Source organism: Neobacillus cucumis, assembly GCF_023715505.1.
The window spans coordinates 111,165-123,108 of sequence record NZ_JAMBOH010000003.1; the positions used below are offsets into that span (position 1 = coordinate 111,165).

Genomic DNA, 11,944 nt, shown 5'->3' on the forward strand with positions numbered 1-11,944 from the left:
AATTGGTACAAAAGGAAAAACGGCATGATAAGTATGCCGTTTTTCTTATATGATACGAAAGTAAAAATTTTAACTTTGACAATTGTCCAGCTCCAGGCTCCAGGCGCCATCCACTTTTCTTAGTTATCGATAAGATGGATTAGTTTTTCTGAAGCACCTGTGATCCCATCTGACATTTTTCTGCCCATAGAGGAAAAGAAATTAAAAGCACTTATTTCCTCTAGTTTTTTCTTTTTGGCTGCAATATCATGACTGGAAATCTCATTTCCAAGGACCGATGCACGTATTTGACTATCCTTTCCATGAAAACTGACTGCTGTTTCTAGGTTGGGATCCTCATATCCCTTCATTTTTTGAATCCCATTATTCGCCAATTGCATGCATGTTAACACAGCAATTAGCAATAGAGCAGTTAGACATAAGCTTTTAAACATAAACATTTTCATAAAAATGCTCCTAACCACTATTGTTTATTGGACGGTTGCTCTGTATCCTGATTTACTTTTTCTGCCTGCCAGTAATAATCACTAAACACATCAGCTAGTGCATCAGCGGAGCGGTCTAATTCATTAAATGTATTGTCAACTCCGCCAAATTCCATCAAGATTGCATTTTCCGAAAGGTTTTGGTTATATATACTATTTGATCCGGCGGCATTTTTTATAATGACTCCTCTGCTTAACCCCTTATATTTTTCCTGAAGCCGCTTATGGAGTTCTGTTGCCAGTTTTGCATTTTTTTCGTAATTTGGATTTTTCCCGCCAATAATAAAGGCTACCTTTGCATAAGATTTCCCATTAATGGTGACCGTGGTTTTATCTCTTCGCTGCGAATCACGATGAATATCAATAAAATAATGTAAATCACGATTACCGGCCATAGCAGTTTGAACAACGGTCCGAGATTCATCATAGGACTGCCAGAACTTCCAGCCTTTTTTGTTTAATTCCGCTTGAATGTCAGTTTTATCTATAAAGCTGCCAATTCCTCTGTCAGCTAAGCTTGTTTTTAATTGGTCACCAATCTTGGTCACGTTTATTTGCGAGTGATACGCTAAATCCGGGTCGGTTACACCTTTAAGGTATGGTAAATAAGATTCCCGATTATGAGAGAAGTAAACGTAGACCACCTTTCTGCCTCCGGTCGTTTGTCCAGGTGCTTGCGAAGAATTTTCATCTGAAGGCTTGTCCAATCCTTCAAGATTTTGTAAGGCTGCTTCACGTTCCTCTTTCATAATTTCAATTGGCGGTGCCGACTCAACCGGCATATTAGTATAATTAGTCCCTTCCCCGGCGACAAGGATTTTCCCATCAAACTGGTAGAATCCGGGAAGTTCTCTGCCCAGAAGACTGCGCGGGTCATTTAAATTAATATTGCTAGATAGTTTAAAGATCAAATTAGTTAGCTTTGGTGTGGTTACCCAGTTATTCTCTACCTTTAAAAAATGGTGGTTTTCCCAGCCCATTAATTGGTAAAGAAGTTCTCCATTCACATTTGTAGCAGCTTGATTGACGGATGTTGACATAATTCGATATTGTGGCTTTAATGACGTTAAGAGTCCGCTGATAGAGAATATCAATATAATAAAAAAACAAAGTGCCGCAAAAATTTTCATAATGCTTGTGCCTTGGACACTTAAAAATGCACCTGATGTTCTAGGGTTTTTCATAGTTCCACCTCGCTTAAACGATTCTAGTAAATACTATGACCCTACTAGAAATGATAGAACTATGATTTATTTTAATAGTGGAAGAAAAGGGGTCTATTAATTAGCCAGACCCCTTTCAGTGATTTTATCTTGTATTAAAACCGGCATTCTCTTGATCGATCGCAGAATGTAACGAGGCATTTAATCCATTGGCAATAAGATTCGCCATATCCTCAATAAACACATCGACTTCTTTTGGTGTCACCATTAAATTATGACCAATGGGTGAGAGAACTTCGTAGATTAGTTTTCTTTTTTCGTCATCCGGAAGCGTGCCAATCATTCCTAAAAATGTTTTGCGGTGCTGTTCCGCAGGCATATCCTCATCTGTTAATTTTCTTTTTTCGCCGAAAGTCATCCCTGCCGGTGCAAGGGATCTAGAAGGGCGATTTCCTTCCCTCAGCTCTTTCCCAAAGTGTTTTAGGATAAAATCAATCGTATCGCTTGTGATCGAAACTGCGTCTACGACGGTTGGTACCCCAACGGCGATCACCGGAATCCCTAAGGTCTCCTTACTTAGTTCCTTTCTTTTGTTTCCCACCCCTGAACCAGGGTGGATACCTGTATCAGAGATTTGGATCGTTGAATTGACTCTTTCTATGGAACGTGATGCTAATGCATCGATAGCGATGACGAAGTCCGGTTTTGTTTTTTCAACCACTCCAAAAATGATGTCGCTCGTTTCAATCCCTGTCAGGCCCATTACACCTGGTGATAAGGCACTAACAGATCGGTAACCATCTTCAACATTCTCAGGCTGAAGCTGAAATAAATGCCGAGTTACTAAGAGATTCTCACACACCATTGGACCTAGTGCATCGGGAGTGACATTCCAATTCCCCAACCCTACCACAAGGCAAGAATCCGTTTTTTTAATTCCCGACCCTGCTAAAAAATGGGCAAACTCCCGGGCAAAGATTTCTTGCACCTTCTGTTGTATCTCGGAATCCTGCTGCCTGATCCCCTGTACCTCTAACGTTAAGTATCGTCCTGCTTTTTTGCCTAGCTGTTCTTCCCCTTGTTTTGTAACCTCAACAAGAGAGAGTTTTATATCGTCCACATCTTTTTCTTTAATAATGACACCTTCGATTTTCGAAAGGTTCTCTTCTTCTCCGACTGTTTTTCCAGCAAGCACCATTTCTCTAGCTTCAATCGCTAAATCTGTTCGTATCGAATACTTGCTTAAATCAATAGACTCATTCATGAAATCCACCCCTAATAGAGAATCCTAAATAGAAACTATTTCCTATTTTTGCCCTTAAGCCTGTAAAACATGCATTTTAAATTCTCTTCTCCATGAATTGTGTATTGCAATCTCGCCTTCTGTTTGATAAAATACTTCTTGTTCTGAATTATTATGGATGAATGTAAAGTCGAGTTCATATAAGTCTCGATACTTTGTAGGAGGTGAATGTAATGCCTAACATTAAATCTGCTATTAAGCGTGTGAAAACAACTGAAGCTCGTAATGCTCAAAATACAACTGCTAAATCTGCAATGCGTACGGCTGTTAAAAAAGTAGAAGCTGCTGTTACTCTTAACGATGCGGCTGCTGCTAAAGAAGCATTAGTTTCTGCTGCTAGTAAATTAGACAAGGCTGCTGCTAAGGGTCTTATCCACAAAAATGCTGCTGCTCGTAAAAAATCACGTCTAATGAAAAAGTCTAACGCTCTTTAATCTTAAAAAGCGTACAAAAAAACGATTCCTATCTGGAATCGTTTTTTTATTTTTTATGCTGTGTTCAACTTGATTGTTGATTTCCGCTCCAGGTGCTTCGCTTTCCGCGGGCGGTCCGGGGAGCCTCCTCGGCCCCGTACTCCCGCAGGAGTCTTCGCACCTTCCGCTCCAATCAACATGCTTAAATCAACAATAACCTTTAACACAGTCATTTTTTATTACCTTTTTAAACGGAACAAAAGCATCTCAATCAATAAAGATTTATTCATTCCGCCGGTTTTCATCTGGTAATCTGCCTCTGCAAGCATCTCCATCAGGTTTGCTAATTCTTCATCCGTAAAACTGCCTGCCTGACCAAGGGCAAGTTTAACTCGAAATGGATGTATTTTTAAATAGCCGGCAATTTGCTGTTGTCCATACCCTCTTCTTGAGAGTTCCTTTACCTGATAGATTAACCGAAATTGACCTGACAACAGTGCTAAGATCTTTATAGGTTCTTCATTTTGTTTTATCAAGTCATAATAAATCCGCAAAGCCTCCTCTAATCTTCTTTGGACCACCCTTTCAATAAGGGTAAAGATATTTTGCTCTAGCGTTCTGGCAACCAATTTTTCAACTAATTCGCTATCAATACGTTTTTGCTCAGCCGCATAAAGGGACAATTTATCCACCTCGCTAGAAAGCATAAACATATTTGTTCCGGCTAAGGAAAGCAATTGGTCAATCGCTTTTTCCTCAAACTCCAGCCCATTGCTTCGCGCCCGTTCTTTTACCCATTTTTTCAATTCATGTTCAGATAACTTTTTCGCCTCAACTAATTCTGCATTTCGTTTAAGTTCTTTGGTAATCTTTTTTCTCTCGTCCAATTTTTCATATGGAGCGGAAATGACCATTACCGTATAGGGGGCAGGCTCTTTTAAATATGCTTCCAATTTTGCCAGATTGTGCTCTACCTTTTCCTTTGTTTTCTCTGCCGTTAAAAAAACGGGATTATGTAAAAAAACAACCTTTTTCTCGCCTAAAAAAGGAAAGGTCTCGGCGTCCTCTAATGCAAAATCAACCGGAGTCTCCTCTAAGTCATAAGCTGAAAAATTAAAATCCTTTTCTTCTTCATTAAGAATTTGGCTCAGAAGCAATTGTTTTGTTTCATTGATTAAAAATGCTTCGGTTCCATATAATAAATAAATAGGAGCAATTTCCCTTTTTTTGATTTTTCTCCATATTTCAAGTACCATTTGTCCAGCGCTCCCCTTACTTTTCACTCATATTCTATCGTAAAGAAGCTTGGACCTTTTGACAAGTATTAAAAGGGAATTAGCATATTTTATCCAACAAATGCCAATTCCCGAATCTATTTGAACGCCAGCAATATTTTCCCTAGGATCTTATATTGCCTGGCGGGGTTCCTGACTACTTATATTGTAGCCCTTTTTGAGTCGAACTATTTTGACAACTCTTGTCAGTATAGGAAAGAAGCGAAAGGATGCTGGATTTTTTCAGACAAATAGCTTATACTATACTTGAAAATAGGAGGGGTAGAGCGTGAATCATTTTGAAAAAGAAGTGCAAAGCAAACGTAATGATGCGATCGATTCTGGGATAGGTTTTGGAGTTTCTTTCGGCTTTTTTGCTGTAATATTTATTATTGCTACAGTCATTAAATTAATTGGTTCCTAAATGAATGCTACATAATGTATCAAAGAGGCTGCAATGGTGCAGTCTTTTTTAATTAAAAGATTTAGTATAACTTATGGCAAATAGGTTGAAAAGGTTCCTTTTCCACCATAAAAATAATAGGTAATTGCCCCCTGTAGATCAGTTCTATATATCTTGATATGAACAGCTGCCAAACGGTTTAAGACTTCTTGATGGGGATGCCCAAACCGGTTATGTTCACCGACAGAAATAAGGGCTGCCTTTGGCTTGATTTGATTAATAAAGGCATCTGCGCTTGACGTTTTGCTGCCATGATGACCAGCTTTTAAAACATCAATGGTTAAATTAGGATGTTGTGCAATAATTTTCTCTTCTCCTTCCTGATCGAGATCTCCACCGAAAAACCAGCTGATACCACCTATCACTGCCACAAAAGCTATTGAGCCTCTATTTCGCTCACCCGTAAAATTTCTTTCTGGAGAAAGAATATAAAACGGATTTCCATTTTGATTCCAATTATCTCCTGATGATACTTTTATGACTGGTATCCCTTGTTTTGCTGCTTCCTTAGAAATAAGTTCCTCTGTCTCCGAAGGTTCAGTTACTGATGGCATTAATATTTGTTTGACCTCAAGTTCTGAAAGAATCGAACTAGCACCGCCAATATGATCCATATCACCATGGGTTAAGATTAACTTATCAATTTTTGTAATCCCTTTCCCTTTTAAAAAGGGAACAACGACATCCCGTCCAACCTCAAATGGTTTTGACCGCATTTTCCACTCGTCCTCTTTAAAGTTCAACGAACCGCCTGTGTCAATAAGATAGTTGCCTCGTCCATGTGGAAAATGTATCAATATACTATCCCCCTGTCCTACATCAATCATTGTCACTTCACCATAAGGATTCAACCAATTCCAACAGGGTTGGATCGATAAAAGAGTAACCACGAGAACGATTGAATGCACTCTCTTGTTTAAATAAGGCCCCCTTTCCCATACGTAAAATAATGAAGCAATAAGGATAACGTAAACAAAAATAACGACGTTATGAGGTCTCCCAGGTGTATAACTGGTGAAAGGTATATTCCCAATAACCTCAAGCAGCTTATTGGATAACTCAATGGTCTTTTTTATGAGGTTAATCAGTATCCTTGGGGTGCTTCCAAACAGTAATTGAATAATAAATAATACATATACAGCGGGAAGATACACAAATGAAAATAGCGGTATGTACAACAAGTTGGCAGCTATACTTATCAGGGAAAGTTCAAAATAATGGTAAAGCAAAAGCGGCATGGCGGACAGCTGTGCTGTCACAGAGGTGGCCACCATCTTAGCACCATTCCCTCTATACCTTCTGAGGATTTCGGGGGCAGCTAAAATAATAGCAAAACTGACTAAAAAGGAAAGCTGAAAACCTATATCAAAAATGATCATGGGTGAAACAAATAGATAAAGGATACAGGCCAAACTTATGGCATCAATGGTTATGAGCCTTAGATGGTTCTTCCACTTTTCAGCGATTAAGATCAGAGAGATCATTAAGCAAGAGCGTATGACCGATGGGGAACTGCCTGTTAAAACAACGTAAACAGGTAAGAGGATCAAAAGAAAGTTTGTCATAAACTGCCTAGTTAGTCCGCTTCTAATTCCGATAAAAAATATCATTCCTATGAACAAAGTAACATGGAGACCGGATATAGCCAGAAGATGGACGATGCCGGTATGTTGGTAGTCGCTTAATAATTCGGGGTCAAGGATATTTGTATCACCAAATATTAAAGCTGCTGACAACCCTGCAATTTCCGCAGGAAAATTACTTTTCAGATAACTAATACCAGTAAAGCGAAGCTGTTTTATGAATACGGATGGAGATAATTTGGTGGGTTTGCAATTTTCGAGCGGGCTTTGTTGGAGATCGATGACCCAAAAAATTCGATTCGCAGCTAAATAGCTCCTATAGTCGAATCCATTCGGATTTTTAGCTATTGAGGGCTTCTTTAGCGTCCCTTTAACATGACAAAGGCAGCCATAAAGGCTTTGATTTTGCAGAACCTTTTTTTCTTTCTCTGATTTAATTTGATATCGGAGCAAAACTTGTTCTTTATATTCGCGCTCGATTCCTTGTACCTTTAATAAATCGCCATCAATAATAGGGTCTTCTGTATATTGTATGTAAAAAACAGTTTTAGCTGGCGAAAGCTTTGAAGTGTTATGTATATCCGCCCACTCCCCTTTAAGAAAAAAGACTAAACCTAAAAGGATGATCAATAAAATTTGGACTGGTGTGAATTTCTTAAGTTTAGCTAACGTAAGTAGATATAAAAAAGCTAATATAAGAAATGGAAAAAATTTTACAAGTGAACATAATACACCTAAAAATGCACCTAGGGCGACATAAATATATTTTCCGCTCATTATTTTATTCTCCATGATTGTTTTTTAAAGATAGTGGACTGATTTCGAGGGTGGACGCCGGAAGTAATCCGGCGCCATTTAGAGGGTTATTATTTGCCTAATTGGATGATTTGCTCTTTTAATTCGACCTTTTCAATTTTTACCTTTGCCTGTTCAAACAGCTCAATTGCATATGGATGATTTTTATAATCCTCCGCATAATAGACAGTTTTAATGCCCGCCTGAATGATTGCCTTACAGCATTGAAGACAAGGAAAATGGGTCACATAAATTTCGGCATCAGCGGTCGGAACACCGAACTTTGCACACTGCAATAGGGCATTCATTTCAGCATGAATCGTTCTTACACAATGATGGTCTATCACATAACACCCTTTATCAATACAATGATCACCGCCAGCAATCGAACCGTTATAGCCACCGGCAATAATTCGTTTATCTCTGACAATGGTTGCGCCCACGGTCAGTCTTGTACAGGTACTTCTTAATGCAAGCAGATGGCTTTGTGCCATAAAATATTGATCCCAAGAAATTCTCTCCACGTTTTCCACTCCCTGTATGACTTTTCTTTTAAGTTTACTGGTACAAGCCAATTTAGGTCAATGGAAGTTTTGTTATACTCCGATTAAATCCTTTAGTTTTTCAAATGTCTTATCACCAATTCCGCTAATGTTTTTTAAGTCTTCAATTGCTTTAAACGGGCCGCTGGTATTTCGAAACTCAATAATCGCTGCTGCCTTTGCCGAACCAATCCCTGGAAGATTTTGCAGCTCCTGTTCATCCGCTTTATTAATATTAATTTTCCCCTGTTTTTGTCCATTCGCGCTCGAAACAGTTCCACTTGTTCCAATTGAGGGAGGTAAACTACTTCCTTCTTCCCCCTTGCCTGGAATGTAAATGACCATTTCATCTTCCACATGCTCAGCAAAATTAACTTGGGTTTGATCAGCCTGCTTCGTTAATCCACCGGCACGTCCTATTACGTCAATTACCCTCTCGCCTGTGTTCGATTGATAAACGCCTGGACGATTGACTTGCCCTTTTACGTCCACCATTATATTGTCAGACTGGCTAGCGGCTGGTGTGGCTTTCTTTTCTGTATCTGTCTCCACATTTTGTTTTAGGGCTTCGTTCTCTTGACTAATGGAATTCAATGGGGCAGAATCCTTAGGAACCTGAACATAAAAATAATAAAAACCTCCAAAACCGAGCAACAGCGCTACAACAGCATGAATTTTGTGTTCCATTAACCAATTCTTCAAGAATATCCATCCTTTCTAAAGGTATATTTCACATTTCTTTTTCATAATGTTATAAAAGAATACGGGATGTGAAGGAGGGTCGAATTGTGAATATAGGTATTATTGGTACCGGTAATATGGGGCGAATCATAGTGGAGGCTTTGATTGACGGAAAGGCCGCTTTCCCATCTTCCATCATGATCACGAATCGAACAAAATCAAAAGCCTTGCTGCTTAAAGATAAATATAAGGACATTTTGATTGGGGCAAACCCGGAAGAAGTAGCTGCACAATCCGATATAATCTTTATTTGTGTAAAGCCATTAGACATCCGTAATCTGCTTGAGGAAATTAATCCACATTTAACTCCTGATAAGTGTGTTGTTTCGATAACAAGTCCTGTCAGTACCCGCCAAATTGAAAAAAGGGTAAACTGTTCAACTGTCCGAGTAATCCCTAGTATTACAAATCGAGCATTAGCCGGGGTTTCACTCGTTACGTATGGGGAAAATTGCAGCGAGCATTGGAAAACCAAACTAGAAAAACTAATTTCAAAGATTTCTGTGCCGGTTCATATTGATGAAAAAATTACAAGGGTAGCCTCTGATATTGTAAGCTGTGGACCTGCTTTCTTTAGCTATCTGCTTCAGAATTTTATTCAGGCTGCTGTGAAACAGACCGAGATTGATACGGAGACCGCGACTGTTTTTGCAAGTGAGATGATTGTAGGACTTGGAGAATTAATTAAGCAAGGACATTATACGTTACCATCATTACAAGAAAAGGTGTGTGTAAAGGGCGGGATAACAGGTGAAGGGATTAAGGTGTTAGATGCCGAGCTCGGATCAGTATTTGAGCACGTATTCCAAGCAACCCATACGAAGTTTAAAGAGGATCTAGAAAAGGTTGAAATTCAATTCTCTAGACAATAATTCGCCAACCTTTTACAAATTCCTCTAATAAATCATAAAAAAGCCATCTTTTTAAAAAAAGATGGCTTTTTTTATTTTTTCTTTGCTGCAAAGAAAATTCGTTCAGATTGCTCTGTTGGGTCTTGATGTTTAAAATCAGCACTTATCTCAAGCAATTGAAAGCCCGCAGCATCCAACCAGTCGGAATATTGCTCGATAGGATAAGTACGCTGGTAATGCAGTTCATCGATTCGATCATATTTCCCTGTCCGCTCGTCTAAAACAAAAAAACTGAGTTCATGCTCAACGCTATTGGGATCGTCTCCAGGGAAACTATTCCAAATATAAGAAATGTCATCCTCATTCAAGGCAAAGGTTTGATTAATAAATACTTCTGTAATTTTATAAACAGAATGTACATCAAAAATAAAGATCCCATTATCTAGTAAATGTTGATGCACATTTGAAAAAGTTGATTTTACCTCTTCTTCCGTGTGCAAATAATTTAATGAGTCACAAAAGATACCGATTGTATCAAATTGTCCTTGTCCCTCCAAATTCGCCATGTTCTGTTGAAAAAAAGGTATTTTGACACCACTAGCCTGTGCCTTTTCCTGGGCCACCGAAAGCATATCTTCTGATAAATCAATGCCCGTAACCTCAAACCCTTGTTTAGCCAATCGGACTGAAAGCTCCCCAGTCCCACAGGCTAAATCCAACAGGCGGTTTGCTTTAACGTCATATTTGGCAAGAATATCCTTAACAAATGATACCCATTGGTCATATGGGGCATCTTTCATAAGTTCATCGTACAAGTAAGCAAATTGCTCATAACTCATGAATTTAACTCACTGAGGATATCAACAAGCGGCGCATCGCCCCACAACCGTTCTAAATTGTAATAGCTTCGTTCATCACGGTGGAACACATGTGCTACAACATCTCCTAAATCAATAAGCACCCATGTTGCTTCATCAAAGCCTTCGATTCTTTTTACATCATAACCGTTCTCTTGGGCCTTATCCTTCATTTCTCGCGCAATCGCCTGTACCTGTTTATCAGAATTACCATGACAAATTATAAAATAATCAGCAATTAACGAGATCCCTCTCATATCTAACGCTAAAATATCTTCAGCCCGTTTATCGTCTGCTGCTTTTACTGCAATTTTTAGAAGTTCTTGATTATCCATTCATCAGTCCTCCAGTTTTTGGATTAAATCATTATAGGTATAAAATGTTTCCGGATAAATCGTTTGGTTCTTTTTCATTAGGAAGTGTATCGTATTTTGAATTGCTTTTATGATTGCCTTTTCCAAATTCTCATTTGCGATTTCTCTTACTTCTTCTACACCTGGGAAATGTCTTCCAGGCTCTATATAATCCGCTAAATAAATCACTTTTTCCAGCAATGTCATGTTGGGTCTTCCCGAAGTATGGTAGCGGATGGCATCCAATACTTCATAGTCGCTGACCCCTGCCTCTTTTTCTACCAGGTATGCACCAACTGGAGCATGCCACAATTCAGTATTATATAGAAGTAAATCCTGCGGCATACCTTGTGACATGATAATTTCTTTCATTTCATCCTTTGGGCGAAACTTGGCATAATCATGAAAAATAGCTGCTAATTCCGCTTTCTTCACATCTGCTCCATATTTCTCTGCCAAGATAATAGCTGTTTGCATTACCCCTAGCGTATGCTGGTATCGATGTTCCGTTAATTGGAGTTTAACTAAGTCTAAAGCTTTTTGACGTTCCATATAAATGTTTCTCCTCAATATAATCAATAACCGGGTCAGGCAATAAGTAACGTACCGATTCACCGTTTTTCACTCTATCCCTTATCATACTAGATGACACATCAATGGCAGGTACGTCTACATAAAGAACAGGGTAGTCGGTTTGATGGCTGTAAGAAGGTCTTTCTACCCCAACAAATTGGACAAGGTTAACGAGTATATCAATATCATGCCATTTCGGCAAGTATTCAATCATATCGGCACCAATTATAAAGAAAAATTGATGGTCAGTATACTCAGCGTTAAGTATTTTCATTGTATCAACTGTATAAGATGGCCCGTTACGTTCGAGTTCGATTGGTTGAACCTTGAATGCCGAGTTTCCCTCAATGGCCAGCTCCAGCATACGAAGTCGGTCCTCATCCTTAACAGACTCCGGTTTTTTTTTGTGTGGAGGTTCATGGTTTGGCATAAACCAAATTTGATCGAGCTTAAGTGCCGAAAGAACTTCATTGGCAATCAAAAGATGTCCATAATGGGGCGGATCAAATGTGCCGCCCAATATTCCAACTTTCTTCATGCATTCGCCA

At 38.9% G+C, this 11,944-nt stretch carries 15 protein-coding genes; 3 read left to right on the top strand and 12 right to left on the bottom strand.

The window, feature by feature from the left end; translation table 11 throughout:
• Positions 1–119: 119 nt before the first annotated feature.
• From M3226_RS05680 to gpr, 3 genes are all read right to left on the bottom strand, one after another.
• Positions 120–446 (bottom strand): DUF3679 domain-containing protein, encoded by a 327-nt coding sequence (locus tag M3226_RS05680; protein WP_251563421.1) that lies wholly within the window; start codon positions 444–446, stop codon positions 120–122.
• 17 nt (positions 447–463) lie between these two features.
• On the bottom strand, positions 464–1,669 hold the full coding sequence (gene spoIIP, locus M3226_RS05685) for a stage II sporulation protein P (RefSeq protein WP_251563423.1): 1,206 nt from the start codon (positions 1,667–1,669) through the stop codon (positions 464–466).
• A gap of 124 nt (positions 1,670–1,793) precedes the next feature.
• Positions 1,794–2,912, bottom strand: coding sequence for a GPR endopeptidase (gpr, locus tag M3226_RS05690; RefSeq protein ID WP_251563424.1), 1,119 nt, complete (start codon positions 2,910–2,912; stop codon positions 1,794–1,796).
• 212 nt (positions 2,913–3,124) lie between these two features.
• On the opposite strand from gpr, the gene rpsT reads away from it, so the two are divergent.
• Positions 3,125–3,385: a 30S ribosomal protein S20 gene (gene rpsT / locus M3226_RS05695; protein ID WP_098529931.1), complete on the top strand. Its 261-nt coding sequence runs from the start codon at positions 3,125–3,127 to the stop codon at positions 3,383–3,385.
• A gap of 53 nt (positions 3,386–3,438) precedes the next feature.
• Here the strand turns inward: rpsT and M3226_RS05700 are convergent, their stop codons facing one another.
• Both M3226_RS05700 and holA read right to left on the bottom strand, forming a co-directional pair.
• The gene (locus M3226_RS05700; RefSeq protein ID WP_251563426.1) at positions 3,439–3,597 is read right to left on the bottom strand and encodes a hypothetical protein; all 159 of its coding nucleotides are present in this window, start codon (positions 3,595–3,597) and stop codon (positions 3,439–3,441) included.
• A 6-nt stretch (positions 3,598–3,603) separates the two neighbouring features.
• Complete coding sequence (gene holA, locus M3226_RS05705; protein WP_251563428.1) at positions 3,604–4,620, bottom strand: DNA polymerase III subunit delta; 1,017 nt, start codon at positions 4,618–4,620, stop codon at positions 3,604–3,606.
• A 307-nt stretch (positions 4,621–4,927) separates the two neighbouring features.
• Between holA and M3226_RS05710 the strand changes: the two genes are divergently transcribed.
• On the top strand, positions 4,928–5,062 hold the full coding sequence (locus tag M3226_RS05710) for a YqzM family protein (RefSeq protein ID WP_098529929.1): 135 nt from the start codon (positions 4,928–4,930) through the stop codon (positions 5,060–5,062).
• A gap of 71 nt (positions 5,063–5,133) precedes the next feature.
• Here the strand turns inward: M3226_RS05710 and M3226_RS05715 are convergent, their stop codons facing one another.
• From M3226_RS05715 to M3226_RS05725, 3 genes are all read right to left on the bottom strand, one after another.
• Positions 5,134–7,461 carry a DNA internalization-related competence protein ComEC/Rec2 gene (locus M3226_RS05715; RefSeq protein ID WP_251563430.1) on the bottom strand — a complete coding sequence of 776 codons (2,328 nt, stop codon included), beginning with the start codon at positions 7,459–7,461 and terminating at the stop codon, positions 5,134–5,136.
• Positions 7,462–7,550: 89 nt separating this feature from the next.
• Positions 7,551–8,003 (bottom strand): ComE operon protein 2, encoded by a 453-nt coding sequence (locus M3226_RS05720; RefSeq protein WP_251563432.1) that lies wholly within the window; start codon positions 8,001–8,003, stop codon positions 7,551–7,553.
• Between the two features lie 72 nt (positions 8,004–8,075).
• Positions 8,076–8,723, bottom strand: coding sequence for a helix-hairpin-helix domain-containing protein (locus M3226_RS05725; RefSeq protein ID WP_251563434.1), 648 nt, complete (start codon positions 8,721–8,723; stop codon positions 8,076–8,078).
• An 86-nt stretch (positions 8,724–8,809) separates the two neighbouring features.
• On the opposite strand from M3226_RS05725, the gene comER reads away from it, so the two are divergent.
• The gene (gene comER / locus M3226_RS05730; RefSeq protein WP_251563436.1) at positions 8,810–9,634 is read left to right on the top strand and encodes a late competence protein ComER; all 825 of its coding nucleotides are present in this window, start codon (positions 8,810–8,812) and stop codon (positions 9,632–9,634) included.
• A 71-nt stretch (positions 9,635–9,705) separates the two neighbouring features.
• On the opposite strand, the gene M3226_RS05735 is transcribed toward comER, so the two are convergent.
• From M3226_RS05735 to M3226_RS05750, 4 genes are read right to left on the bottom strand one after another with little or no spacing between them, the layout of a single operon-like run.
• Positions 9,706–10,452, bottom strand: coding sequence for a class I SAM-dependent DNA methyltransferase (locus M3226_RS05735; protein WP_251563438.1), 747 nt, complete (start codon positions 10,450–10,452; stop codon positions 9,706–9,708).
• Positions 10,449–10,805, bottom strand: a complete 357-nt coding sequence (rsfS, locus tag M3226_RS05740) for a ribosome silencing factor (protein WP_251563440.1) — start codon at positions 10,803–10,805, stop codon at positions 10,449–10,451. The genes M3226_RS05735 and rsfS overlap by 4 nt, the downstream gene beginning before the upstream one ends.
• Before the next feature lie 3 nt (positions 10,806–10,808).
• Positions 10,809–11,375 carry a bis(5'-nucleosyl)-tetraphosphatase (symmetrical) YqeK gene (gene yqeK, locus M3226_RS05745; protein WP_251563442.1) on the bottom strand — a complete coding sequence of 189 codons (567 nt, stop codon included), beginning with the start codon at positions 11,373–11,375 and terminating at the stop codon, positions 10,809–10,811.
• Positions 11,344–11,934, bottom strand: coding sequence for a nicotinate-nucleotide adenylyltransferase (locus M3226_RS05750; RefSeq protein WP_251563444.1), 591 nt, complete (start codon positions 11,932–11,934; stop codon positions 11,344–11,346). Before M3226_RS05750 ends, yqeK begins: the two co-directional genes overlap by 32 nt.
• Between the last annotated feature and the right edge of the window lie 10 nt (positions 11,935–11,944).